The 24,539-nt window shown below is 69.8% G+C and carries 22 protein-coding genes; 14 read left to right on the forward strand and 8 right to left on the reverse strand.

The features are described from left to right. Positions 1–18 precede the first annotated feature (18 nt). The 4 genes from BLT03_RS22505 (at position 19) to BLT03_RS22520 (ending at position 3,766) form a co-directional block, all read left to right on the forward strand. Positions 19–1,128, forward strand: a complete 1,110-nt coding sequence (locus BLT03_RS22505) for a PA0069 family radical SAM protein (protein WP_092746012.1) — start codon at positions 19–21, stop codon at positions 1,126–1,128. Positions 1,129–1,350: 222 nt separating this feature from the next. Beyond that, positions 1,351–2,061 (forward strand): HAD-IA family hydrolase, encoded by a 711-nt coding sequence (locus BLT03_RS22510; protein WP_092746013.1) that lies wholly within the window; start codon positions 1,351–1,353, stop codon positions 2,059–2,061. A 3-nt stretch (positions 2,062–2,064) separates the two neighbouring features. Continuing rightward, the gene (locus BLT03_RS22515; RefSeq protein ID WP_092746014.1) at positions 2,065–3,345 is read left to right on the forward strand and encodes an amidohydrolase; all 1,281 of its coding nucleotides are present in this window, start codon (positions 2,065–2,067) and stop codon (positions 3,343–3,345) included. Positions 3,346–3,412: 67 nt separating this feature from the next. After that, complete coding sequence (locus tag BLT03_RS22520) at positions 3,413–3,766, forward strand: cupin domain-containing protein (RefSeq protein WP_092746015.1); 354 nt, start codon at positions 3,413–3,415, stop codon at positions 3,764–3,766. A gap of 33 nt (positions 3,767–3,799) precedes the next feature. Here the strand turns inward: BLT03_RS22520 and BLT03_RS22525 are convergent, their stop codons facing one another. Further along, positions 3,800–4,243 carry a RidA family protein gene (locus BLT03_RS22525; protein WP_092746034.1) on the reverse strand — a complete coding sequence of 148 codons (444 nt, stop codon included), beginning with the start codon at positions 4,241–4,243 and terminating at the stop codon, positions 3,800–3,802. Positions 4,244–4,428: 185 nt separating this feature from the next. Between BLT03_RS22525 and BLT03_RS22530 the strand changes: the two genes are divergently transcribed. Then, a complete protein-coding gene (locus BLT03_RS22530; RefSeq protein ID WP_092746016.1) occupies positions 4,429–5,427 on the forward strand; it encodes a LysR family transcriptional regulator in 999 nt (332 codons plus the stop codon). Here the strand turns inward: BLT03_RS22530 and BLT03_RS22535 are convergent. From BLT03_RS22535 to BLT03_RS22565, 7 genes are all read right to left on the reverse strand, one after another. Then, positions 5,372–6,580: an NAD(P)/FAD-dependent oxidoreductase gene (locus BLT03_RS22535; RefSeq protein WP_092746017.1), complete on the reverse strand. Its 1,209-nt coding sequence runs from the start codon at positions 6,578–6,580 to the stop codon at positions 5,372–5,374. The genes BLT03_RS22530 and BLT03_RS22535 overlap by 56 nt on opposite strands. Beyond that, the gene (locus BLT03_RS22540) at positions 6,577–8,001 is read right to left on the reverse strand and encodes an FAD/NAD(P)-dependent oxidoreductase (protein ID WP_092746018.1); all 1,425 of its coding nucleotides are present in this window, start codon (positions 7,999–8,001) and stop codon (positions 6,577–6,579) included. Before BLT03_RS22540 ends, BLT03_RS22535 begins: the two co-directional genes overlap by 4 nt. After that, complete coding sequence (locus tag BLT03_RS22545; RefSeq protein WP_092746019.1) at positions 7,998–8,372, reverse strand: (2Fe-2S)-binding protein; 375 nt, start codon at positions 8,370–8,372, stop codon at positions 7,998–8,000. Before BLT03_RS22545 ends, BLT03_RS22540 begins: the two co-directional genes overlap by 4 nt. A gap of 17 nt (positions 8,373–8,389) precedes the next feature. Continuing rightward, positions 8,390–8,884, reverse strand: coding sequence for an Lrp/AsnC family transcriptional regulator (locus tag BLT03_RS22550; protein ID WP_092746020.1), 495 nt, complete (start codon positions 8,882–8,884; stop codon positions 8,390–8,392). An 80-nt stretch (positions 8,885–8,964) separates the two neighbouring features. Continuing rightward, the gene (locus BLT03_RS22555; protein WP_092746021.1) at positions 8,965–10,368 is read right to left on the reverse strand and encodes an aspartate aminotransferase family protein; all 1,404 of its coding nucleotides are present in this window, start codon (positions 10,366–10,368) and stop codon (positions 8,965–8,967) included. A 173-nt stretch (positions 10,369–10,541) separates the two neighbouring features. Beyond that, entirely contained in the window at positions 10,542–11,492 is a 951-nt protein-coding gene (locus BLT03_RS22560; RefSeq protein ID WP_092746022.1) for a 2-hydroxyacid dehydrogenase, read from the reverse strand. 84 nt (positions 11,493–11,576) lie between these two features. Then, a complete protein-coding gene (locus BLT03_RS22565; protein ID WP_092746023.1) occupies positions 11,577–12,476 on the reverse strand; it encodes a GNAT family N-acetyltransferase in 900 nt (299 codons plus the stop codon). 245 nt (positions 12,477–12,721) lie between these two features. Here BLT03_RS22565 and BLT03_RS22570 point away from each other — a divergent pair, with 245 nt between their 5' ends. From BLT03_RS22570 to BLT03_RS22610, 9 genes are all read left to right on the forward strand, one after another. After that, positions 12,722–14,215, forward strand: coding sequence for an aldehyde dehydrogenase family protein (locus BLT03_RS22570; protein WP_092746024.1), 1,494 nt, complete (start codon positions 12,722–12,724; stop codon positions 14,213–14,215). 215 nt (positions 14,216–14,430) lie between these two features. Next, positions 14,431–15,096 (forward strand): haloacid dehalogenase type II, encoded by a 666-nt coding sequence (locus BLT03_RS22575; RefSeq protein WP_092746025.1) that lies wholly within the window; start codon positions 14,431–14,433, stop codon positions 15,094–15,096. 38 nt (positions 15,097–15,134) lie between these two features. Further along, a complete protein-coding gene (locus BLT03_RS22580; protein WP_092746026.1) occupies positions 15,135–16,424 on the forward strand; it encodes an NAD(P)/FAD-dependent oxidoreductase in 1,290 nt (429 codons plus the stop codon). Positions 16,425–16,529: 105 nt separating this feature from the next. After that, complete coding sequence (locus BLT03_RS22585) at positions 16,530–18,149, forward strand: ABC transporter substrate-binding protein (RefSeq protein ID WP_092746027.1); 1,620 nt, start codon at positions 16,530–16,532, stop codon at positions 18,147–18,149. 63 nt (positions 18,150–18,212) lie between these two features. After that, the gene (locus BLT03_RS22590) at positions 18,213–19,169 is read left to right on the forward strand and encodes an ABC transporter permease (RefSeq protein ID WP_092746028.1); all 957 of its coding nucleotides are present in this window, start codon (positions 18,213–18,215) and stop codon (positions 19,167–19,169) included. Positions 19,170–19,194: 25 nt separating this feature from the next. Continuing rightward, complete coding sequence (locus tag BLT03_RS22595; protein ID WP_092746029.1) at positions 19,195–20,088, forward strand: ABC transporter permease; 894 nt, start codon at positions 19,195–19,197, stop codon at positions 20,086–20,088. A gap of 2 nt (positions 20,089–20,090) precedes the next feature. Continuing rightward, positions 20,091–21,779, forward strand: a complete 1,689-nt coding sequence (locus tag BLT03_RS22600; protein ID WP_092746030.1) for an ABC transporter ATP-binding protein — start codon at positions 20,091–20,093, stop codon at positions 21,777–21,779. Between the two features lie 16 nt (positions 21,780–21,795). Beyond that, the gene (locus BLT03_RS22605; protein ID WP_092746031.1) at positions 21,796–22,884 is read left to right on the forward strand and encodes a tartrate dehydrogenase; all 1,089 of its coding nucleotides are present in this window, start codon (positions 21,796–21,798) and stop codon (positions 22,882–22,884) included. Between the two features lie 357 nt (positions 22,885–23,241). Then, positions 23,242–24,539 (forward strand): NAD-dependent succinate-semialdehyde dehydrogenase (locus BLT03_RS22610; RefSeq protein WP_092746032.1); only part of this gene is annotated, 1,298 nt, incomplete at its 3' end.

Consider the following 24,539-nt stretch of genomic DNA (forward strand, 5'->3'; position numbering starts at 1 on the left):
CTTGCCGAGGTACCGCCCATGTCCGAATTCCACCTTCCGGTGCACGCCATCAAAGGGCGCGGCGCCGCGACGCAGATCCCTCACCGCTTCCTGCGCGATGTGCGCGATGCGTTCGACGATGGCTGGGCCGACCCGGGTACGGCTGAAGACTCGCCCGCCCCGCAGGTCACCCGCGTGGTGATGGAGACGGCGCGCAGCGCCATCTGCGCCAATGATTCGCCGGACATCTTCTTCGACCATTCGGTCAATCCCTACCGGGGCTGCGAGCACGGCTGCGTCTACTGCTACGCCCGGCCCACGCACAGCTACCTCAACCTGTCGCCGGGGCTGGATTTCGAGACGCAGATCATCGCCAAGCACAACATCGCCGAGGTGCTGCGCGGCGAACTGGCGCGGCCCGGGCATGTGCCGCAACTGCTCAACATCGGCTCCGCCACCGACTGCTACCAGCCGGTGGAGCGCGAGTTGCGCCTCACGCGCGGGCTGATCGAAGTGCTGGCCGAGGCGCGCTACCCGTTTTCGGTCATCACCAAATCGAGCGGGGTGGAGCGCGACCTGGACCTGCTGGCGCCCTTGGCGCGCGACCGCCTGGCCGCCGCCTACGTGACGATCACCACGCTGGACGCAGCGCTCGCCCGCCGGCTGGAACCGCGCGCCGCCGCGCCCCACCGGCGCCTGCGCACCATCCGCGCGCTGGCCGAGGCCGGCGTGCCCGTGGGTGTGAGCGTGGCCCCGCAGATTCCCTTCATCACCGACGACATGGAGCAGGTGCTGGAGGCGGCGCGCGACGCGGGCGCCACGAGCGCTTTCTACACGGTCGTGCGCCTGCCCTGGGAGGTCGCGCCGATCATGCGCGAGTGGCTGGCGCTGCACTACCCGCAGCGCGCGGCGCGGGTGATGGCCCGCATCCAGGACCTGCACGGCCTGAGCGCCGAGGACCGCGCGGCCGGCAAGAGCTACGACAGCGACTTCGCCACGCGCATGAAGGGCACAGGCCTGTGGGCCGATCTGGTGCGCCAGCGGTTCTCCACCGCCTGCCGCCGCCTGGGGCTGAACCGCCAGCGCGTGGAGTTGGACCTGTCGCAGTACCGGCCCGGGCTGGCGCGGGGGCAGGGCAGTCTTTTCTAGAGCGCTCCGCTTCGGCGAGAAGGCCGCATTGCCCTTCGCCGAACAATCTGCGTGCTTTGCAGCGAACAACGCAATTCACTGCCGCTGCGCCCACCGCGATCAACGCCATCGCGGGCGCGACAACTTCTAAAGTGGCTGCATGAGTCCCTGGCGCCTTGCCGGTAGCCGCCGGCCAGTGGCGCGCAGGGCGTTGTACTCATCCATCTGCCCAGGAGCGTTTTCATGTCCCTTCGGAAGTTCAAGGTTCTCACTTTCGACGTCGTCGGCACGCTGATCGATTTCGAGGGAGGCATGCTGGCGTACCTGCGGCAGGCCGTGCCGGACAGCACGGTGACCGACGACGCCTTTCTTGCCGCCTACCGCACCGCCCGCAAAAGCGGCGACACGGGCTGGTACCCCGACGACCTGGAGCGCTGCTGGCATGTGATCGCGCCCCCGCTCGGCCTGCCCGACAGCGATGCCCTGGCGCGCGGCCTGCGCGATTCGGTGGCCCATTGGCCGGCGTTCCCGGATTCCGTCGAGGCGCTGCAGCGCCTGCGCAAGCACTTCAAGCTGGTGACGATGACCAATGCCCAAAGCTGGGCCCTGGCGCATTTCCACAAAACCCTGGGTGCGCCGTTCGATCTGCTGCTGAGCTGCGACGATGCGCTGTGCGAAAAGCCCGATGCGCGCTACTTCGCCTATGCCCGCGGCCGCTACGAAGGCGCCTGGGGCTACCGGCAGGCTGACAACCTGCACGTGGCGCAAAGCCAGTACCACGACATCGGCATTTCCAAGAAGCTGGGCATCGCCACTTGCTGGATCGAGCGCCGCCATGGCATGGCGGGCTCGGGCGGCACCATCGAATCGGAACACACGGTGCCCGACTACCACTTCCACACGCTGGCGCAACTGGCTGATGCGGTAGAGGCGGTAGATGCGGTAGAGGCGTAGCCGATGGCCTCCTCGGTATCTTCGGTAGCGCCTGCGGCACATCCCACAGCCGATGCACTGCGTGACTTCGCGGAAGCTGTTGCGAAGGGGCCGGCAAGCGCGGCCCTCGACGCCATCGCCCGGCCGGTCGCCGATCTGCTGCCGGACCTCGTCGCGCTGCGGCGCGACCTGCATGCCCATCCGGAGCTGGCGTTTCAGGAGCGGCGCACGGCCGGCATCGTGGTGCAGTCGCTGCGGCTGCTGGGCCTGGACGTGCAGGAAGGCATCGGCGGCACGGGCGTGGTCGGCACGCTGCGCTGCGGCAGCGGTGCCCGCAGCGTGGGCTTGCGCGCCGACATGGACGCGCTGCCCATGGCCGAACTGGGCAAGGCCCCTTACGCCAGCCGCACACCCGGCGCGCACCATGGCTGCGGGCACGACGGACACACCAGCATGCTGATCGGTGCGGCGCGCCAACTGGCGCGCACGCGGGCGTTCGACGGCACGGTGCACTTCATCTTCCAGCCGGCCGAAGAGGGCAAGGGCGGCGCCCGCAAGATGATCGAAGACGGCCTGTTCGACCGCTTTCCGTGCGACAGCGTCTATGCGCTGCACAACTGGCCCGACCTGCCGCTCGGCCAGGCGCAGACGCGGCCCGGGCCCATCATGGCGGCGGCTGACCGCTTCGACATCGCCGTGCGCGGGCGCGGCGGCCACGCGGCGCAGCCGCACCACACGCCCGATGCCATCCTGGCCGCGAGCCAGTTGGTGGCGCAGCTCAACACCATCGTCGCGCGGCGCATCGACCCGGGCGAATCGGCCGTGCTGTCGGTCACGCGCATCGAAGGCGGCCACAGCCACAACGTGCTGCCGGCCGAGGTGCAGATCACCGGTACCGTGCGCAGCTTCGATGCGGCGTCGCAAGACCGCATCGAGGCCGCGCTGCGCGACACCGCCCAGGGCGTGGCGCTGGCCAGCGGCACCGAGGTGGAGGTGACTTACCTGCGCTACTACCCCGCCACCCTCAACACCCCGGCCGAAGCGGCGCTGGCGCTGGAGGCCGCACGCGCCATCGGCCTGAAGGCCGGAGTGGCGCCGCGCGCTGCGTTCACCTCGGAAGATTTCGCCTTCATGCTGCAGCGCCGCCCGGGCGCCTACCTTTGGCTCGGCCAGGGCCGCGCCGACCCCGGGCCGGACGGCGAACGCGCGCTGCACCACCCGTGCTACGACTTCAACGACGAGGCCTTGCCGCTGGGCGTGCGCTGGTTCTGCGAGGTGGTGGCGCGGGCGCTGGCAGCGGGCTGACGTCCCCCAACTCGCGTGCTCCCTTCCTCCCTTCTTTCCCTCAACGACGTTTCAAGAGAGCCCTTCCATGAGCATCACCGTGCTGCGCCAGTCCGCCACCCTGGACGGCTTCGAACACCAGGGCACGCCCGCCCGTCCGCTGACCTTGCCGCCGTGCGATTTCAGCGGCATCGATGTGGACCTGGCGGGCGCGGGCGAGAACCGCTCGGGCCTGTGGGAATGCACGCCCGGCCGCTTCGAACGCCAGCTCGCCAATGCCGAAGTGATGCACATCCTGGCAGGAGCCTGCACCTTCACGCCCACGGATGGCGAGCCTTTGGCGATCCGGGCGGGCGACACGCTGTTCTTCCCCGCCAACACCACCGGCGAGTGGCATGTGACGCAAACGCTGCGCAAGGTGTTCGTGGTGCTGGCGGCTTAGCCCCTTTGAAAAGATCGCCGCAGAGGGTTCGCGTCAGCCCGCGTCGCTGGCCGCAGCGGGCTCACGCGTTGCGGCGTCCGGCAGCTTTGCGATCACCTTGATCTCGAACTGAAAGCCGTAGAGCCAGGTCACGCCGATGCCCGTCAGCGTGGGATAGGGCGCGCTGCCCCAGTATTCGGGCACGATGGCCCATACCGTCTCGAACGTCGATTCGGGATCGACCAGAAACACCGTGACATCGACCACGTCGTCGAAGCTGCAGCCCGCGGCTTTCAGGATGGCATTCAGATGGTCGAAGGCCAGGCGCACCTGCGCTGGCAGGTCCGGTTCGGGCGAGCCGTCTTCGCGGCTGCCGACCTGGCCCGACACGAACAGAAACCCGTTGGAGCGGACGGCGGGCGAGTAGTGGTTGCGGTCGTAAAGCGCGCGGCGGCCGGGCGGAAACACGACGTCGCGCTGGGGGGGGGAGAGGGTCATGGCAGGGTCCTTCAAGCGGGCAGGGGCGCCCCGGTTCAACGATGAAGGCACTGTAGGCAGGCGGGCCGGGGGGATAAAGGGGCAAGTCCACGCATCACTGTTCGTAGACTCCAAACAATCCCACAGCCCAAAGCCACAGCCCCCCGGGCCCTTTCAAATCCTTCACCCGCAGGAACCACACCGCGATGGACCGTTTCGATGCAATGCAGGCGTTCGCCCGCGTGGTGGAGGCCGGCAGCTTCACCAAGGCGGCCGACACCCTTCACATGAGCAAGACCAGCGTGACCCAGTTGGTTCAGCAACTGGAGGCGCGGCTGCGCGTGAAGCTGCTGAACCGCACCACCCGGCGCGTTCAGGTGACGGCCGATGGCGCCGCCTATTACGAACGGGTGGTGCGCCTTCTGGCCGACATGGACGATGCCGAAACCAGCCTGTCCAGCGCCTCCGCCGTGCCCCGCGGGCGCCTGCGCGTGGACGTGCCCAGCCCGCTGGCCCGGTTGATCCTGGTACCGGCGCTGCCCGCCTTTCATGCGCAGTACCCCGACCTCCAGATCGACATGGGGGTGAGCGACCGCATGGTGGACCTGATCGGCGACAACGTGGATTGCGTGGTGCGCGGCGGCGAGCCTGCCAACCCGTCGCTGATCGCCCGGCGGGTGGGCGACCTGCAGCTGGGCGTGTACGCGGCGCCCGGCTATCTGGACCGGGCGGGCACGCCGCTGCATCCGAACGAACTGGAAGCCACGCACCACCGCACCGTGGGCTTCATATGGGCGCGCACTGGCAAGGCCGTGCCCTACGCCATGCACCGCGGCGCCGAGCGCATCACGGTGCAGGGCCACCATGTGTTTTCGGTAGACGATGGCAATGCCTATCTCGCAGCCGGCGTGGCGGGCCTCGGCGTGCTGTGGCTGCCGCATTACATGGCGCACGAGCCGCTGGAGCGGGGCGAGCTGGTGCCCTTGTTCCAGGACTGGTGGCTGGACCCGATGCCGCTCTATGTGGCCTTCGCGCCCAACCGGCATGTTAGCCCCAAGGTGCGGGCGTTCATCGAATGGGTCGCAGCGCTCATGGCGCAGCATGCGCCGCTGCTCGGGCCACCGCAGGGAACGCAGGAGCTGCAGGAGCCTAGGCCGCCTTCTGAAACGCCGGCGCCGCCTTCGCCGCAGCGAACCGCCCGATGAAATAAGGCGCGAGCGGAATCGACGTGCGGCCCGTGGCGATCAGTTCGGCCATGGTTTCGCCCACGCCGGGGCTGATCGCAAATCCTTCGCCATTGAAGCCGAAGGCGTAGTGCAAGCCCTCGACCCTGGCGCTCGGGCCCATCACCGGCTGCCAGTCGGGCGTGTAGCCCTCGATGCCGCTCCACACGCGGATCAGCTGCACGTTGCCGAAGGCCGGCACGAAGCGGCGCAGTTCGCGCATCTGGCGCAGGATGTTGTCGGGCTTCACATAGGCGCGGATCTGGTCGGCATGCGCGGTGCCCTTGAGGCCGCCGCCGAACACGATGTTGCCGCGTGCGATCTGGCGAAAGTAAAGGCCCTCGGTCTCGATGGGCGACGACAGTCCGATCGACGGCCCCAGCGCATAGGGCAGCGGCTCGGTCACGCCCATCTGCGGGCCGCGCGCTTCCATCGGCACGGCCTCGCCGAACTGTTCGGCCATGCGGTTGGACCACGCGCCGCACGCCACCAGCATTTGCGGCGCGCGGTAGCGCCGGCCATCGGCCGTGTGGGCGACGAAGCCGTTGCCGTCGCGCTCCACCTGCATCACCTCGGCGTGCTCGACGATGTGGGCGCCCGCACGGCGCGCGGCGCGGGCGAAGGCCGGGCCGGCCAGGCGCGGGTTGGCGTGGCCGTCGTCGGGCGAATAAGAGCCAGCTACCACGCTGGGCGAGAAGATGCCCCAGCGCTGGCGCAATTGTTCGGCGGTGAGCAACTGCAGGTCCAGGCCGAGCGGCTTCACGTCGTGCGCGTGCTTTTCGATCACGGCAGCCTGCTGTTCGGTGTAGCACACGCGCAGGTGGCCGTAGGGCACGAACTCGGCGTCTTCGCCCAGCAGCGAGTGGATGCGGCCCCACACGGCGCGCGCGCGGTTGGCCAGCGGGATCTGGTGCAGTTCGCGCCCCTGGCGGCGCACATTCCCGAAGTTGGTGCCGCTGGCCTGCCGGCCCACCAGCTCGCGCTCCAGCAACGTGACGGAGCGGCCGTGCTGGCGCAGGAAGAACGCGGCGGTGGTGCCCATCAGGCCGCCGCCCAGCACCAGCACATCGCTGTCGTGCGTGGCGGTGGTGCCGCTCCCGCCGTGGCCGTGGCCGTGGCCGTTGCTGCTGCTCATGGCTGCACCTCGCGCGTGTTCATCATCAAGGGTTTCACGGGGGCCTGCGAGCGCAGGCGGCCCACCTGCTCCACCGGAATGCTGCAGGCGTGCGCCACGATCTCGGCCGAGGCATGGCCGCAAAAGCGCCCCTGGCACCGGCCCATGCCGACGCGGCTGAAGGCCTTGGCGCGGTTCACTTCCTGGCTGTCCATCTCGGTCACGCAGCGGCGCAGCTCGCCCGCCGTGACGGCCTCGCAGCGGCACACCACGGCGCTGTCGGGCAGCGCGGCGGCCTGCGCGTGCGGCCACGGAAACGCGCGCGCCAGCCCCTGGCGAAAACGGTCCATCTTGCCCAGCGTGCGGCGCAGCGCGGCCGCCTCGTTTTCATAGCGGGTGCGGCCTGCCGCGTGCTTCAGGTCGGCCAGCGCCGCCAGCGCGGCGAGGCGGCCGGCGGCTTCGGCGCCATCGGCCCCCAGAATGCGCACGCCGTCGCCGGCCAGGTACACGCCCGGCGTGCTGCTGCGGCCGTCCTCGTCGATGCGGGGCAGCCACTGGCGGCTCACGGGTTCGAAAGTGAACTCGCAGCGCGCCAGGTCGGCCAACTGCGTTTCGGCCCGCAGGTGCCAGCCCAGGCCCACGGCGTCGCATTCGAAGCGGCGCTCTTTGCCCTGCGCATCGCGCACCACCACGCCTTGCACGCCCAGCCGGTCGTCGCCATCGATCGACAGGGGCGCCACGCCTTGCAGCACCGGCACGCCGGCGGCCCGCAGGCCGCGGATCAGCCCCAGGCCGCGCAGCGCAAGGGAGGGGCGCGCCAGCAGGCCCACCATGGCGGCCAGTGTCTTGGCCGCCGGGGCGGTGTCCAGCACCGCTGCCACGCGCGCGCCGGCCTGCACGTATTGCGAGGCCACCAGGTACAGCAGCGGCCCGCTGCCCATAAAGACGACCTGCGAGCCGATGGCGCAGGCCTGGGCCTTCAGCGCGATCTGCGAGGCACCCAGGCTGTAGCAGCCGGCGCGGTGCCAGCCAGGAACGGGCATGAGCCGGTCGGTGGCGCCGGAGCACACCAGCAGCGCATCGAACGGCAGCGTCTGCGGCTCGCCCGCGTGCACCACGTGCAACTCGCCCGCGGTCACGTTCCAGGCCAGGGTGTCGGGCCGGTAATCGACTTGCCCGCGCAGGGCGTCGAAGTCGCGGTGCAGCGCCTGGGCCTTGTCGGCCTCGCTGCCGTAGAGCTTGGCGTAGGGGCGCTTGAAGCCCTCGGGCTGGCGGCGGTAGATCTGGCCGCCGTCGCGCCGGCTTTCATCGACCATGGTGGGGCGCAGCCCGGCCTGCACCAGCGCCTGGGCGGCCCGCACGCCGGCCGGGCCGGTGCCCACCACCACGATGCGGGGCGCTGCGGCCGGGGCGGCGCCTGCGGTGTGCAGGGGGGCGGTCATGCGGCCTCTCCCGGTGCGTGGCGCGCCAGCGATTCGCGCAGATCGGCCGTCATCGGCCAGTGCTGGGCCGGCGGCCGTGTGAGCACCTGCATGCCCGCTTCGGCCGGCGTGGAGCAGGCCCGCAGCCGCTCGCCGGATGGCGTCCACACCCAGCAGTCCTGGCACGCGCCCATCAGGCAGAACCCCGCGCGCGGCCCGTCGCCGAACTCGCTGTCGCGCACGCGCCGGCCGTGCTGCAGCAGCGCCACCAGCAGCGTGTCGCCCGCGAGTGCGGTGGCGGGTTGCCCGTCGATCGTCAGGGCGATCTGCGGGCGGTCGGTTTCGGCCAGCCGCACGAAGCGGGCTGGCGGGCGGTGGGCGGTGTCGGGCATGGGGCGTCGGGCGCGGGTCAGCGCTGGTGGGGAAACAGCCGCTCGATCGGACAGTGCGTCTTCACGAACGGCGTCTTGATGACGATGTAGCTGAAGTACTTGGAGATGCCGAGGTTGCGTTCGAGCAGGTCCTCGATCACCTCTTGGTAATGGTTCACGCCGCGCGTCAGAAAACGCAGCAGGTAGTCGTAGCCGCCGCTCACCAGATGGCATTCGAGCACCTCGTCCACCTCGCGGATGGCGGCTTCGAAGCGCGTGAAGTCCTCGCGGCGGTGGTCCGAGAGCGTGACTTCGGTGAACACGGTGAGCGTGTCGCCCAGCTTCTCCAGCCGCAGGTGGGCGCCGTAGCCGGCGATGTAGCCCGCCTGCTCCAGGCGTTTGACGCGGATCAGGCACGGGCTGGGCGACAGGCCCACTGCGTCCGCCAGGTCCACATTGGTCATGCGCCCGTTCTTTTGCAGCTGGGCCAGGATGCGCAGGTCCAGGCGGTCGATCTTGAAGGCTTCATTCATCATGGCGGCATCGAAAGGCGTGAAGGAGGCTTCGATTCTGCGGCGGCGCGCGATCGCTGTGTGGGCCGTGTGCGGGGTTTTCAGCCGGTGACGGCAGCGCGCACGTCGGGCTCGTTCAGCACGTCGTCCAGCGTCTTGCGAAGGCGCTGGAAGAGTTGGGCGAATTCGTCCTCGGTGTAGGTCAGCGCGGGGGCGAAGCCCAGGATGTTGTCGCCGAAGGCCCGGAACACGATGCCGTTGCGATAGGCCGTGGCCGCGATGCGCTCCGACAGTGCGAGCGACGGCGCAAAGCCGCGCTTGGTGGCCTTGTCGCTCACCAGTTCCAGCGCGCCCACCAGGCCGCGGTGGCGCGAGTCGCCCACCAGCGGGTGCGCGGCCAGTGCATCCAGCCCCGCCGCGAAGGGCGCCGCCATGCGCTGGCCGTTGGCCAGAATGCCGCCTTCGTCATACAGCCGCAGCACCTCCAGCGCCACCGCCGCGCTCACCGGGTGGGCCGAATAGGTGGCGCCGTGGCCGATGGGCGCTCCCTCGGGCGCGCCGTCGGCAATGGCGGCATAGAGCGCGTCGGAGATCATCGTCGCGCCCATGGGCACGTAGCCGGCCGTCAGGCCCTTGGCCATCGTGAGGATGTCGGGCGCCACGCCCTCGGCATCGCACGCGAACATGGGGCCGGTGCGGCCGAACCCGGTGATGACCTCGTCCACCACCATCAGGATGCCCAGTTCGCGCGTGGCCTCGCGCATGGCCTTGAGCCAGCCCGCCGGCGGCACGATCACGCCGCCCGATCCCTGAATGGGCTCGCAGAAAAAGGCCGCCACGTTGTCGGCGCCCAGCTCGGCCACCTTGGCGCGCAGCGCGGCCACCGAGGCGGCGATGACGGCCTGGCCATCCGACGGGTCGGCGGCGCGGTACGGGTTGGGCGAGGGAATGTAGTGCTGCGTGGGCAGTGGCAGGTCGAACCCGCGGTGGAACACCGGCAGCGCGGTCAGCCCGGCGCCCGTGGAGGACGAGCCGTGGTAGCCGCGCTCCAGCGCGATGAAATGCTTCTTGGCAGGTTTGCCGATGGCGTTGTGGTACTGCACGATGAAGCGCACCGCCGCGTCCACCGCCTCGGAGCCGCCCAGCGTGAAGTACACGTGGTTCAGCGACTTCGGCGTGATCTGCACCAGCTTTTCAGCCAGGCGGATCGCCGGCTCGCTGCTGAAGTGGAAGTAGCCCGTGGCATAGGGCAGCTGGCGCATCTGGTCGGCCGCGGCCTGCACCACGCTCTCTTGCCCATAGCCCACGTTCACGCACCACAGGCCGGCGAAAGCGTCCAGCAGCTCGTTGCCCTTGGCATCGGTCAGCCACGATCCCCGGCCCGACGACAGCACGTTGGGGCCGCGGCGTTCATGCGTGCGCCAGGGCGAAACGGGGTGGATCAGGTGGGCCCGGTCGATGGCGTCGAGCGAGGCGAGGTGGGGCAGGTCGGTGAGTTGGGTCATGGCGGGTTCCTGTCGCGTGGGCAGAGGTTCGGTGGCGGGGAGACGTCTGTCGATGGCTTCAAGGTTAGGCCAGGGCCCGGGCCGCGTGGTGCTGCTTTGGCGGGGTTTGGCGCAGCAGGCTGCGGTTGTTGGCGCGATGGCAGCAGATCGTGCGGTGCGCCGCCGGCGTGCCCTCAGTAACCGCGCGAGCGGTCCACCAGCCCCACCATCGGCTCGCCCGCATGGAACCGGCGCAGGTTGTCGATCACCACGCCGGCGGCGCTCAAGGGCTGCGTCATGCTGGCGATGTGCGGCGTGAGCTGGATGCGCGGGTGCCGCCAGAAAGCGTGCGAAGGGGGCAGGGGCTCGGGGTCGGCCACGTCGAGCACCGCATCGCCGATCTGCCCCACGGCCAGCGCGGCCAGCAGGTCGGCTTCGACGAGGTGCGGGCCGCGCCCCACATGCACCAGCCCGGCGCCTTCAGGCAACTGCGCGAACAGGTCCTTGTTCAGAAACCCGCGCGTGGCATCGGTGAGCGGCAGCAGGCAGACGAGCACGTCGGTGCGCGCCAGAAAGGCGGGCAGCTCCTGCGGGCCGGCATGGCACTGCACACCGCCGATGTCATGGCGCGAGCGGCTCCAGCCCGCGCAGTCGAAGCCCAGGCCGCGCAACTGTTCCAGCACCGCCTGCCCGAGCGACCCCAGGCCCAGCACGCCCACCCGGCGGCTGCTGGCCGGGCGCACCGGCAGCGCGCGCCATTCGCCTTGCTGCTGCTGGCGGCGGTATTGGGGCATGTCGCGGTGCAGGCCCAGCACGGCATGCGTCACGTACTCCACCATGCCCTGCACGATGCCGGGCTCCACCATGCGCACCACCGGCAGGGCGGGCGGCAGCGCGGCGAAGTCGAACTGGTCCACCCCCGCGCCGGAAGAAAACAGCACCTGCAGCTGCGGAAACCGCGTGGCCAGGTCCTGTGGCGGCTCCCACGCGGCAAGAAAGCGCACCTGGGCCGCGTCGCCGATGTCGGGCCAGATGCGGAAGTCGATTTCGGGCGCGCGTTCGCGGAACACGCCCGCCCACTGGCGCCCGCGCACGGGGTCGGATTTGTAGAGGAAGGTGGTGGTTGTGGTGGTTGTGGTGGGCACGGTGGGGCTCGGGGCGGGGCGGGGCAGGGGGAGGTGGGCTGACGTGCAGTGGACGGGCGGGGGCTTTGGCGGTGCGTTGCCCGGTCAGCCCAGCGCCTGCGTGGCCAGGGCGAAGAGCCGGGGCGCGCCATGCGCCGTGCCCTCGGTCGGCTGCAGCGGCGCACCGCGCACCATGGTGGTCGGCGCGTCCACCCGCAGCAGGCCGATGCTCTCCAGCCACTCGGCCAGGCCGCTGTCGAAGTCGATGTCGATGCGCGTGAAGTTGCCCGCGTTCATGCCGGCCAGGTGGGCGATCAGCGCCTTGGCGCTTTCGGCATCGGGCGCCACCACCGGGCCGATGGCGTGCCCGCGGCCGAAGCGCCGCAGCAGGGCGAAGCCGCGCTGCTCGCCGTCGTGGTCCAGCACCACGCAGGCATCGCTGCGCGCCACCAGATCGTCGATGAGCGCATCGCGCGGCATGCCGCGCGCCTGGGCGTCGAGCCGGTGCAGCGCGGCGGCCTCGTTCATGCCCGAAGGGCGCAGGCGCCAGCCCGGGGGCAGGGCGATGAGCGGCGTCGGCCGGGCCGTGCCCTGGTGCTGGCGCACCTCGCCCGTGCGCACGAAACCCAGGCGCTCATACAGGCCGCGCCCTTCGGGGGTGGCGTGCAGCAGCACGGTGTGGTCCTGCAGCCCGTCGAGCAACGCGGTCATCAGGCGGTGGCCGATGCGGCGGCCCTGGCAGGCCGGCGTGACCAGCACCAGGCCGATGGTGGCGTGCCGCTCGCCCCACTTCCAGCGCTGCGCGGTGGCGATCGTCTGCCCGTCGCGCTCGGCCACCAGGCCCTCGGAATGCGCGAACACCTGCTCCCAGTCGGCCAGCCGGTGCGGCCAGCGCAGTTCGGCCGACAGCGCCTGCGCCTGGGGCAGGTCGTCGGGGTTCATGGGGCGCAGCAGCACGCCGTCCTCGGCGGTGGCGGGGGTGGCGGGCAGGGCGGTGGAGAGCATGGGCGGTGTCCTCGTTGCGAAGCGTTGCGGTGGGATCGGGCGCCTATCTTGGACGACATCGGTGCGCCGCACCACCCTGAATCCGGGTTTGCCCGCAACTTGCAAGCATCGTCTGCAGGGCGTGTCCGTTTTGCAATTCGCTGCGGTGGCACGGTGCGTTACGGGCACAAATGCTGGACCTTCCTGCCTAGCATCGAAGCACCTTTTCCAGACCGGTGCGCAGGCCCCTGCGCGCCCCACGTTCCATGCTGCTTTTCGATCCCCGGTCCATCGCCGTTCCCGCCGGCCACTTCATCGGCGGGCGCCTCGTGCCCGATGCCGGCCGCATCGCCGTGCTGCGCCCCTCCGACGGCGAATGGCACGCCGACCTGCCGCTGGCCGACGCCGCCACGGTGGACGCCGCCGTGCAGGACGCATGGAATGCCTGGCGCACCACCGACTGGGCACGCCGCGCCCCGCGCGAGCGGGCCCGGGTGCTGCGCCGCTGGGCCGACCTGATCGAGGCCGACGGCCCGCACCTCGCGCCGCTGGAAGCCGTGTGCTCCACGCGCCCGGTGCGCGATGCCGCCGCCTGGGACGTGCCGTTCACCGCCGAAGGCCTGCGCTTTTTCGCCGAATACGCCGACAAGCTGGGCGGCGAAGTGGCCGCCACGCGGCACGACCATCTGGGCATGGTGGTGGCCGAACCCTACGGCGTGGTGGGCGCCATCACGCCCTGGAATTTTCCGCTGGTGATGATGTCTTGGAAGGTCGGCGCGGCGCTGGCCGCAGGCAACGCGGTCGTGCTCAAGCCCTCCGAGATGACGCCGTTTTCCGCTGTGCGCCTGGCCCAGTTGGCGGTGGAGGCGGGCGTGCCACCGGGGCTCTTCAACGTGGTGCAGGGCGACGGCCGCACCACGGGCGATGCGCTCACCCGGCACCCGAAGATCGCCAAGATGACCTTCACCGGATCGACGCGCACGGGCGCCGCCATCATGGCCAGTTGCGCGCTGCAAGGCCCCAAGCCCGTCACCCTGGAGCTGGGCGGCAAGAGCCCGCAGCTCGTCTTCGACGATGCGCCCGGCATCGACCGGCTGGCCGGCATCATCGCCGGCGCCATCACCGGCAACGCCGGCCAGGTGTGCGTGGCGGGCTCGCGCCTGATCGTGCAGCGCGGCATCGCCGAGGCGCTGGTGGAGCGCATCGCCGCCCGGTTCGCGGCCTTGCGGCCCGGCGCCACCTGGGACGACGCGGCCACGTTGCCGCCCATCATCTCGGCGCCGCAGGCCGCGCGCATCCTCGACATCGTGGAGCGCGCGCGGGACGCGGGCGCGCAACTGCGCTGCGGCGGCGGGCTGTACGACGAGGTCGCCGGCGGCGCCACAGGCGGTGCGTATTTCCAGCCCACGCTGATCGAAGGCGTGTCGGCCGGCAGCCCCGCCGTGCAGGAAGAAATCTTCGGCCCCGTGCTCACGGTGCAGACCTTCGACACCGAGGAAGAAGGCCTGGCCCTGGCCGCGCACGAACACTATGGTCTCGCGGCCGGCGTGCACACGGCGGACATCGGCCGCGCGCTGCGCGCCATGCGCGGCATCAGCGCCGGTACGGTCTGGATCAACCGCTACGGGCGCAGTGCGGACTTCGTCATTCCCACCGGCGGCTACCACCAGTCGGGCATCGGCAAGGACCTGGGGCGCCAGGCCGTGGAGGCGAACCTGCGCTTCAAAAGCGTGCTCATCGACTTTGCCGCGGCCCCCTAATAGTGCTTACCCGCACGCCCGCGGTGCAGACCGCATGGCATGCCGCAAGCCCCCCGGCAAACCGCAGCTTTCTCGCGCCGCACCCCCGCATTTCCCTATGACACCCGCAAATCCGCGTGCTTCAATCACTTCGTAATGACACCGTCGCAAACGCCGGATAAGGCACTGCGAACCGCCCCGGTCGGTGACCGGCCAAACCCGAGGACTTCGAGACCATGACATTCCGTCCCAAGTACGTGACCTTCGATTGCTACGGCACGCTCACCCGCTTTCGCATGGGCGAGATGACGCGCGAACTGTTCGCCGACCGCATTCCGGCCGAACGCATGGAGCAGTTCATCGCCAACTTCAGCGCCTACCGTTTCGACGAAGTGCTGGGCGACTGGAAGCCGTACGAGGTGGTGCTGAAGAACGCCGTGCGCCGCCTGTGCAAGCAATGGAAGATCCAGTATTTGGACGCCGACGGCCAGAAGTTCTACGACGCCGTGCCCACCTGGGACCCGCACGCCGACGTGCCCGCAGGCCTGGCCAAGGTGGCCAAGGAGATTCCGCTGGTGATCCTGTCCAACGCCTCCGACGATCAGATCCAGAAGAACGTCGCCATGCTCGGCGCGCCGTTCCACCGCGTGTACACCGCGCAGCAGGCCCAGGCGTACAAGCCGCGCCTGCAGGCGTTCGAATACATGCTCGACTCGCTGGGCTGCAACCCCGAAGACGTGCTGCACGTGTCCTCCAGCCTGCGCTACGACCTGATGTCGGCCGACGACATCGGCATCAAGCACAAGGTGTTCGTGAACCGTGGCCACGGCCCGGGCAACGCGGCCTACAACTACGTGGAGATCGGAGACATCGGCGGTCTGCCGGGCGTCGTCGGCCTCTGATCGAACCGGCTCTCTCCACCCACCGCACGGCCCTGCCCATGAAGCTCGAGTCCTACTGGAACGATTCGGTGCCTCCGCTGGCGCTGGCCCCGCACGACCTGCCGCGGCAGGTCGATGTGGCCATCGTCGGTGCCGGCTTCACCGGCCTGTCGGCCGCGCTGGCCCTGGCCCGGCGCGGGGCGAGCGTGGCCGTGCTGGAGGCGGGCACCACCGTGGCGCCCGAGGCATCGGGCCGCAACGGCGGCCATGTGAACAACGGCCTGGCGGTGGACTACGCCGAGGTAGCCGCCAAGGTGGGCGTGGCGCAGGCGCGCGACTGGTACCACGCGTACGACGCGGCGGTGGACACCGTGGCGCGCATCGTGCGTGACGAAGCCATCGACTGCGACTTCCTGCGGCACGGCAAGCTCAAGCTGGCCACCCGGCCCCAGCACCTGGCGGCGCTGCGGCGCAGTGCCGAGCGGCTCATCACCGACGGCGTCGATACCGACATCAAGATCCTGGGCGCCGCCGAGGTGCGCGACGAGGTGCAGAGCGACCGCTTCGAAGGCGGGCTGCTGTACCAGCGCAGCGGCCAGATGCACATGGGCCGGTTCGCCCAGGGCCTGGCCGTGGCGGCGCAGCGCCAGGGCGCGCAGATTCACACCGGCACCTGCGTGGAGCGCATCGTGCGCGAGCGGGGTCAAGTGCACCGCCTGCACACCGCGCGCGGCACCGTGCAGGCCAGCCAGGTGCTGCTGGCCACTGGCGCCTCGCGCCACGGCGGCTACGGCACGTTCGGCTGGCTGCGCCGGCGCATCGTGCCCATCGGCAGTTTCATCGTGGTGACCGAGCCGCTGGGCGCCGAGCGCGCGCAGGCCCTGCTGGCGGGGCGGCGCACCTACGTCACCATCGCCAACATCCACCATTACTTTCGCCTCACGGCCGACCACCGGCTGGTGTTCGGCGGGCGCGCGCGCTTCGCCATCTCCAGCCCGCAGCAGGACGCCGCCAGCGGCGAGATTCTCCGCAAGGGCCTGGCCGAGATCTTTCCGCAACTGGGCCGCGTGCGCATCGACCACTGCTGGGGTGGCCTGGTGGACATGACGCAAGACCGCCTGCCGCACGCCGGCGAGCGCGACGGGTTGTTCTATTCCATGGGCTACAGCGGGCACGGCACGCAGATGTCGGTGCACATGGGCGAGCGCATGGCCTCCGTGATGGCGGGCGATGCGCAGGCCAACCCCTGGCGCGGGCGCGACTGGCCCGCCGTTCCCGGCCACTTCGGCCCGCCGTGGTTCCTGCCGGCGGTGGGGCTGTATTACCGCCTGAAGGACCGGCTGGCCTGAGCCGGCCCTCCGCCGAGTCCTCCACCGCACGTCCGTTCGATCGTCCCGCCCTTCGTTTTTCGAGAATCCCCGTCCCCCACTGCACCCGTCCACAGGAGCATCACCATGAGCGACAGCCGCACCCCGTTCGACACCCTCGTCGGTCCCCGAGAAAGCCTTCGCGTGATGGACTCGCTGCGGCGGGGCGCCACGCGCCGCGACGTGCTCGCGATGCTCATGGCCGGCGGCATGCAGGCCACGCTGGCCGGTGGCCTGGCGGGCATGGCGATCACCGCGCATGCGCAAACGCCGCGCCGCGGCGGCCGCATCCGCGTGGCCGGCGCCACGGCCGCCGCCACCGACACGCTGGACCCGGCCAAGCAGTCCAACCAGACCGACTACTCGCGCGGCACCATGCTCTACAACGGCCTGTTCTCGCTGGACGGCAGCCTCACGCCGCAGCCCGCGCTCGCCGAATCGTTCGCCACGCCGGACGCCAAGACCTGGGTGTTCACCCTGCGCAAGGGCGTCACCTTCCATGACGGCAAGGCCCTGTCGCCGGCCGACGTGGTGTTCTCGATCCTGCGCCACAAAGACCCCGCCACGGCCTCCAAGGCCAAGGTGCTGGCCGACCAGATCGAAACCGTCAAGGCCACCGGCCCGGGCGAGGTGACCATGGAACTGACGGCGCCCAACGCCGACCTGCCGGTCATCCTGGGCACGTTCCACTTCCACATCGTCAAGGACGGCACGACCGACTTCAACGCCGGCATCGGCACCGGGCCCTACAAGCTCAAGGAATTCAAGCCCGGCATGCGCTCGCTGATGGTGCGCAACGACGCCTACTGGAAGCCCGGCAAGCCCTACCTGGACGAGATCGAGTTCGTGGGCATCGGCGACGAAAGCGCCCGGGTGAACGCGCTGCTGTCCGGCGGCATGGACCTGGTGGCCTCGGTCAATCCGCGCGCCGTGGCGCGCGTCAAGGGCACGCCCGGCTATGCGATCTTCGTCACGCAGTCGGGCCAATACTCCGACCTGGTGATGCGCAAGGACGTCGGCCCCGGCATGAACCCCGATTTCATCCTGGCCATGAAGTACCTCTTCGACCGCGACCAGATGAAGAAAAGCATCGCGCTCGACTACGCCGTGCTCGGCAACGACCAGCCCGTCGATCCGACCAACCGCTTTTACTTCAAGGACCTGCCGCAGCGCGCGTTCGACCTCGATAAGGCCAAGTTCCACCTGCAGAAGTCCGGCGTGACGGGCAAGGTGCCGGTCGTCACGTCGCCCGCCGCCATGTATTCGACCGAGACCGCGCTGCTGCTGCAGCAGTCCGGCCAGCGCATCGGCCTGGAACTGGACATCAAGCGCATGCCGGCCGACGGCTACTGGTCCAACCACTGGCTCAACAGCCCGGTGGGTTTCGGCAACGTGAACCCGCGCCCCAGCGCCGACACGCTGCTCACGCAGTTCTTCAAGTCCGACGCGGCGTGGAACGAGTCGCGCTGGAAGAGCACCCAGTTCGACCAGTTGCTGCTGGCATCGCGCGCCGAAACCGACGTGGCCAAACGCCGCCAGATGTATGCCGACATGCAGACCATGATCCACCAGGAGGCGGGCATCGGCATTCCGCTGTTCCTCGCCAGCATCGACGGACATTCCACCAAGCTCAAGGGCTTGTCCCCGATTCCGCTGGGCGGCCTGATGGGCTACTCTTTCGCCGAGCACGTCTGGCTGGATGCGTGACGCTGCCTTGCGCGCAGGCTCTTCCTGCGCGCCGGGCGCCCCTGATACGGAGTGGAGCCTTTCATGAACCGTGTGATCCTCAAGCTCCTCGTGCAGCGGCTGCTGATGGCGGTGCTGTCGCTGCTGGCGGTGTCGGTCATCGTCTTTTCGATCACCGCCGTGCTGCCGGGCGATGCCGCGCAAGAGCAGCTGGGCCAGGACGCCACGCCCGAAGCCCTGGCCGCGCTGCGCACCCAGATGGGCCTCGATGTGCCCGCCCCGCTGCGCTACGTGCGCTGGCTGGGCGGCGCCGCACGCGGCGACCTGGGCCAGTCGGTCACCACGCAAACGCCCGTGGGCGAACTGGTGGCCAGCCGCCTGCCCAATTCGCTGCTGCTCGCGGCCGTCACCGCGCTGTTCTCGGTGCCCATCGCGCTCACCCTCGGCGTGGCGTCGGCGGTGTGGCGGGGCTCGCTGTTCGACCGCGTGGCGTCATCCACGGCCGTGGCGGTGGTCTCGGTGCCGGAGTTTCTCGTGGCCACGCTGGCGGTGCTGGTGTTTGCCGTGCAACTGAAGTGGCTGCCCGCGCTGTCTTACGTGAATGACATCGAATCGATGGGGCAGATGCTGCGCGCCTTCGCCATGCCGGTGCTCAGCCTGTGCTGCGTGATCGTCGCGCAGATGATGCGCATGAGCCGCGCCGCCGTCATCGACCAGCTGGAGGCGCCCTACATCGAAATGGTGCGCCTGAAGGGCGCCTCGCCCCTGCGCATGGTCATGGCCCACGCGCTGCCCAACGCCATCGGGCCCATCGCCAACGCGGTGGCGCTGTCGCTGTCGTACCTGCTGGGCGGCGTGATCATCATCGAGACCATCTTCAACTACCCCGGCATCGCCAAGCTCATGGTCGATGGCGTGACCCAGCGCGACATGCCGCTGGTGCAGACCTGCGCCATGATCTTCTGCGCCGGCTACCTGATCCTCGTCACCCTGGCCGATGTGTGCGGCATTCTTGCCAATCCGCGCCTGCGGCATCGCTGAAACCCCGTCACCGAAGGGCTGCCCCATGGATTCCCTCTCCAACCCCTCCGGCCCCCACGCCGTGCCCGCGCCTGCGCCCCAGCCCCACCGCCTGCGGCGCTGGCTGGGCGGCTTCGGCATCTCAGGCCTGCTGGGCCTGGTGGTGCTCGTTGCCTGGCTGCTGGCGGCCCTGTTCGGTCCCATGTTGCTGGCGCGCACGCTGCAGTCCGGCGGCGGCTCCGACGTGTTCGCGCCCATCAGCGCCACGCACTGGCTGGGCACCGACTACCTCGGCCGCGACATGCTGGTGCGAGTGATCGACGGCGCGCGCTACACCGTGGGCGTGGCGTTGCTGGCCACGCTGCTGGCCAGCGGCACGGGCACCACGCTGGCGCTGTTCGCGGCGGCGGTCGGCGGGCGGCTCGACACCGTGCTGAGCCGCCTGCTGGACACCGTCACCGCCATTCCCAGCAAGATGTTCGCGCTGATCCTGGTGGCCGGCTTCGGCTCGTCCGTCGCGGTGCTGGTGGCCACGGCCGCGGTCATCTACGTGCCGGGGGCCTTCCGCATCGCGCGGTCGCTGGCGGTGAACGTCAACGCGCTCGACTACGTCACCGTGGCGCGCACGCGGGGCGAGGGCACGCTGTACATCATGCTGCGCGAGATCCTGCCCAACATCATCGGCCCCATGCTGGCCGACCTGGGGCTGCGCTTCGTCTACGTGGTGCTGCTGCTGGCCAGCCTGAGCTTTCTGGGCCTGGGCATCCAGCCGCCCGCGGCCGACTGGGGGTCGCTCGTGCGCGAGAACATCGGCGCGCTGCCCGACGCGGGCGCCTCGGTCATCGCACCGGCCCTGGCCATCGCCAGCCTGACCATCGCGGTCAATCTGATCATCGACAACCTGCCGGGCCGCGCGGCCCGCGAACGCGGAGGGCGTTGACCATGGGGGCATCCGTTGTCGTCAAAGACCTGCACATCACCGCAGGCGGCCAGACACTGGTCGATGCACTGAGCTTTTCCATCGCGCCCGGCGAAGTGCTGGCGCTGATCGGCGAATCCGGCTCCGGCAAGACCACCACCGCGCTCGCGCTCATGGGCTATGCCCGGCGCGGCTGCACCATCGCGGGCGGCAGCGTGCGCATCGGCGATGTCGATGTGCTGCACCTGGCGCCGGCCGCCCAGCGCGCGCTGCGCGGGCACACCGTGGCCTACATCGCGCAGAGCGCCGCCGCATCCTTCAACCCCTCGCGCACGATCATGGACCAGGTGATCGAGCCCACGCGCATCCACGGCACCATGAAGCGCGCCGAGGCCGAAGCCAAGGCCGTTCAGCTGTTCCGCGAGCTCGCGCTGCCCGACCCCGACACCATTGGCGACCGCTACCCGCACCAGGTCTCGGGCGGGCAACTGCAGCGGCTGATGGCCGCCATGGCGCTCATCACCGACCCCGACCTCGTCATCCTGGACGAGCCCACCACCGCGCTGGACGTCACCACCCAGATCGAAGTGCTGCTCGCCTTCCGGCGCGTGGTGCGCGAGCGCCGCGCCACCGCCGTGTACGTGAGCCACGACCTGGCCGTGGTCGCGCAAATGGCCGACCACATCCTCGTGCTGCGCAACGGGCAGATGCAGGAGGTGGACACCACCGCGCACATCCTCGCCGCCCCGGCGCACCCATACACCCGCTGCCTGCTGGCCGCCGCACGCCCCACGCCCCGCGTGGCCGAGCACTGCCGGGGCGAGGGCGAGCTGCTGCTCGACGTGCGCGAGCTTTCCGCCGGCTACGGCCCGGTGGACGCCACCGGCCGCCCGGCCGCGCCCATCCTGGAAGACATCAGCTTCAAGCTCTACCGCGGCCAGGCCATCGGCGTCATCGGCGAATCGGGCTCCGGCAAGACCACGCTGGCGCGCGCCATCGCCGGGCTGATCCAGCCCTGGCACGGCACCATGCTGCTGGACAACGCCGAGCTCAAGCCCACGCTGGCCGCGCGCACCAAGGAAGAACTGCGCCGTGTGCAGATCGTCTTCCAGATGGCCGACACCGCGCTCAACCCGTCGCAGACCATCGAGCGCATCCTCGCGCGCCCGCTGCAGTTCTACAAAGGGCTCAAGGGCGAGGCGCTGCAGCGGCGCATCCGCGAACTGCTCGACCTGGTCAAGCTGCCGCACGGCGTGGCGGCGCGCCTGCCCGGCGGCCTCTCGGGCGGGCAAAAGCAGCGCGTCAACCTGGCCCGCGCCCTCGCGGCCGACCCCGACCTGATCCTGTGCGATGAGGTCACCTCCGCGCTCGACACCGTGGTGGGCGCTGCCGTGCTCGACCTGATGGCCGAGCTGCGCCGCGAACTGGGCGTGTCGTACCTTTTCATCAGCCATGACCTGCACACCGTGCGCTCGGTCTGCGACGAAATCGTCGTCATGCAGCACGGCCGCAAGCTCGCCCAGGTCGCGCGCGCCGACTACGACCGCGGGCCCCACCACCCGTACTACGAACTGCTCGCGCGCTCGGTTCCCGAGCTGCGCCAGGGCTGGCTGGACGAGCGCGCCCATCCGCCCGCAGGGCAGGGGCCGCAGGCCGCATCCGCCTCGCTGGCGCCACCGGCCACGCCGGCTCCCTTCGCTGCGGCCGCCTGAACCCGGAGACACCGCCATGCACCCCACGTTCCGCATCGCCGTCATCCCGGGCGACGGCATCGGCAAGGAAGTCATGCCCGAAGGCCTGCGCGCCATTCACACCGCGGCCGAGCGCTTCGGCTTCGAGCTGGAATGCCGCACCATCGACTGGGCCAGTTGCGACTACTACGCCGCCCACGGAAAAATGATGCCCGACGACTGGAAGGCGCAGTTGGCCGGGGTGGACGCCATCTTCTTCGGCGCCGTCGGCTGGCCCGCCACCGTGCCCGACCACGTGTCCCTCTGGGGCTCGCTGCTCAAGTTCCGCCGCGAGTTCGACCAATACATCAACCTGCGCCCCGTGCGCCTGTTCGAAGGCGTGCCGTGTCCCCTGGCCGGCAGAAAGCCCGGCGACATCGACTACTTCGTCGTGCGCGAGAACACCGAGGGCGAATACACGTCCCTTGGCGGCGTCATGTACGAAGGCACCGACCGCGAGATCGTCATCCAGGAATCGGTCTACTCCCGCCACGGTGCCAACCGATTGCTCAAGTTCGCGTTCGACCTCGCCCAAAGCCGCGCCAAGAAGCACGTCACGCTCGCCACCAAGAGCAACGGCATTGCCATCAGCATGCCCTGGTGGGACGCCCGCGCCGACGACATCGCCAAGGGGTACCCGGAAGTGACGCTGGACAAGCAGCACATCGACATCCTCACCGCAAGATTCGTGCTGCAGCCCGGCCGCTTCGATGTAGTCGCCGCCACCAACCTGTTCGGCGACATCCTGAGCGACCTGGGCCCTGCCACCACCGGCACCATCGGCCTGGCGCCTTCGGCCAACCTGAACCCCGAGCGCCACTTCCCCAGCCTGTTCGAGCCCGTGCACGGCTCGGCGCCGGACATCTACGGCCAGAACATCGCCAACCCTATCGCCATGATCTGGTCGGGCGCGCTGATGCTGGACTTTCTGACGCAAGGCCAGGGCGCGGGCAGGCAGGCGCACGATGCGATCGTGGCGGCGATCGAAGAGGTCATTAAGACCGGGCCGAAGACGCCGGATTTGGGGGGCACGGCCAATACCACGCAGGTGGGGGAGGCGATTGCCGCCCGCGTCGCCCAGGCTTAGTGAGCGGCGCCTGAATGGCTGCTTCGGCAGTTTGCTACTGAATTAATAGCTAACCACCCTAGTGTTTATTGCGCTGGAGCCCGATTTCATTCAAACCCCATGCACAGCCCCTGTCCATGAAACCACCGCTCCCGAACTGCCGCGCAGCGCCGCCGGCAACGCCATCCAGTGACCGGGCAACCGTTCGCACGCCTGACTCTGCATGGCGCAGTTGGGCCCTTCGAGTGAGCGCCCTGGCACCTGCGCACCGTGAGCCGACCCGAATCCATTCACTACTAAATCGATAGCACACCTCCCTAGTGCTGATTGCGCCAGAGTCCGATTTCATTCAAACCCTCGTTTTATGGCCTTTTTCCCATGCCCCTGACCCTCACCCGCCCCGACCTGATCCGCAGCGCCAACTTCATCGCCGGCCAGTGGCAACCCGGCCCCGGCGCACTGCTGCCCGTCACCGACCCGGCCACCGGCACCGTCATCACCTCCGTGCCCGACTCCGGCGCGCCTGAAGCCCTGGCCGCCCTCGAAGCCGCCCACGCCGCCTTCCCCACCTGGCGCAAGGTGCCGGCCAAGCAGCGCGCGGCCATCATCAAGCGCTGGAACGATCTGGTAATGGCCCACCAGGACGACCTGGGCGCCCTCATCTCGCTGGAGCAGGGCAAGCCCCTGGCCGAGGGCAAGGGTGAGGTGGCCTACGCCGCCAGCTACATCGAATGGTTCGGCGAACAGGCCACGCGCATGAACGGCGAAGTCATTCCCGCCCCCGTGCCCGGCCGGCGCATGTTCGCCTTGAAAGAACCCGTCGGCGTCGTGGCCGCCATCACGCCCTGGAACTTCCCCGCCGCGATGATCGCCCGCAAGATCGCGCCAGCGCTGGCCGCTGGCTGCACCGTGGTCTGCAAGCCCGCGGAAGACACGCCCCTCACGTCCCTGGCCCTCGTGCTGCTCGCCCACGAAGCCGGCGTGCCGCCCGGCGTGCTCAACATCGTCACCGCCTCGCGCGAGAAGACGCCCGAAGTGGTGGATGTGTGGCTCGATGATTCCCGCGTGCGCAAGATCACCTTCACCGGCTCCACGCCCGTGGGCAAGCACCTGGCGCGCCGCGGTGCCGACACGCTCAAGAAGCTCTCGCTGGAGCTGGGTGGCAACGCCCCCTTCATCGTGTTCGAGGATGCCGATGTGGACGCCGCCGTGGAAGGCTTCATGGCCGCCAAGTTCAGAAACGGCGGCCAGACCTGCGTGTGCCCCAACCGCGTGTTCGTGCACAGCCAGGTCCACGCCGAATTCGCGCAAAAGCTCACCGCCCGCGTGGCGGCCTTGAAGGTCGGCCCAGCCAGCGACCCGGCCTCGCAGATCGGCCCGATGATCAACAACCGCGCGGTGGAGAAGATCGACCGCCACGTGCAGGACGCCATCGCCAAGGGCGCGAAAGTGCTCACGGGCGGCAAGCGCCTGACCGAGCTGGGCGCGACCTACTACGCCCCCACCGTGCTGGAGAACGCCGACGCCACCATGGCCTGCGCGTGCGAAGAGACCTTCGGCCCGGTGGCGCCGCTCACGCGCTTCGAGAGGGAAGAGGAAGTGATCGCCGCCGCCAACGACACACCGTTCGGCCTGGCCGCGTACTTCTACAGCCAGGACGTGCGTCGCATCTGGCG

The sequence above is a fragment of the Paracidovorax valerianellae genome, from assembly GCF_900102625.1.
GTDB lineage: Bacteria > Pseudomonadota > Gammaproteobacteria > Burkholderiales > Burkholderiaceae_C > Paracidovorax > Paracidovorax valerianellae.

Coding starts and splice junctions, on each gene's coding strand:
- BLT03_RS22505 (WP_092746012.1), top strand. CDS start 19: ATGTCCGAATTCCACCTTCCGGTGCACGCCATCAAAGGGCGCGGCGCC.
- BLT03_RS22510 (WP_092746013.1), top strand. CDS start 1,351: ATGTCCCTTCGGAAGTTCAAGGTTCTCACTTTCGACGTCGTCGGCACG.
- BLT03_RS22515 (WP_092746014.1), top strand. CDS start 2,065: ATGGCCTCCTCGGTATCTTCGGTAGCGCCTGCGGCACATCCCACAGCC.
- BLT03_RS22520 (WP_092746015.1), top strand. CDS start 3,413: ATGAGCATCACCGTGCTGCGCCAGTCCGCCACCCTGGACGGCTTCGAA.
- BLT03_RS22525 (WP_092746034.1), bottom strand. CDS start 4,243: ATGACCCTCTCCCCCCCCCAGCGCGACGTCGTGTTTCCGCCCGGCCGC.
- BLT03_RS22530 (WP_092746016.1), top strand. CDS start 4,429: ATGGACCGTTTCGATGCAATGCAGGCGTTCGCCCGCGTGGTGGAGGCC.
- BLT03_RS22535 (WP_092746017.1), bottom strand. CDS start 6,580: ATGAGCAGCAGCAACGGCCACGGCCACGGCCACGGCGGGAGCGGCACC.
- BLT03_RS22540 (WP_092746018.1), bottom strand. CDS start 8,001: ATGACCGCCCCCCTGCACACCGCAGGCGCCGCCCCGGCCGCAGCGCCC.
- BLT03_RS22545 (WP_092746019.1), bottom strand. CDS start 8,372: ATGCCCGACACCGCCCACCGCCCGCCAGCCCGCTTCGTGCGGCTGGCC.
- BLT03_RS22550 (WP_092746020.1), bottom strand. CDS start 8,884: ATGAATGAAGCCTTCAAGATCGACCGCCTGGACCTGCGCATCCTGGCC.
- BLT03_RS22555 (WP_092746021.1), bottom strand. CDS start 10,368: ATGACCCAACTCACCGACCTGCCCCACCTCGCCTCGCTCGACGCCATC.
- BLT03_RS22565 (WP_092746023.1), bottom strand. CDS start 12,476: ATGCTCTCCACCGCCCTGCCCGCCACCCCCGCCACCGCCGAGGACGGC.
- BLT03_RS22570 (WP_092746024.1), top strand. CDS start 12,722: ATGCTGCTTTTCGATCCCCGGTCCATCGCCGTTCCCGCCGGCCACTTC.
- BLT03_RS22575 (WP_092746025.1), top strand. CDS start 14,431: ATGACATTCCGTCCCAAGTACGTGACCTTCGATTGCTACGGCACGCTC.
- BLT03_RS22580 (WP_092746026.1), top strand. CDS start 15,135: ATGAAGCTCGAGTCCTACTGGAACGATTCGGTGCCTCCGCTGGCGCTG.
- BLT03_RS22585 (WP_092746027.1), top strand. CDS start 16,530: ATGAGCGACAGCCGCACCCCGTTCGACACCCTCGTCGGTCCCCGAGAA.
- BLT03_RS22590 (WP_092746028.1), top strand. CDS start 18,213: ATGAACCGTGTGATCCTCAAGCTCCTCGTGCAGCGGCTGCTGATGGCG.
- BLT03_RS22595 (WP_092746029.1), top strand. CDS start 19,195: ATGGATTCCCTCTCCAACCCCTCCGGCCCCCACGCCGTGCCCGCGCCT.
- BLT03_RS22600 (WP_092746030.1), top strand. CDS start 20,091: ATGGGGGCATCCGTTGTCGTCAAAGACCTGCACATCACCGCAGGCGGC.
- BLT03_RS22605 (WP_092746031.1), top strand. CDS start 21,796: ATGCACCCCACGTTCCGCATCGCCGTCATCCCGGGCGACGGCATCGGC.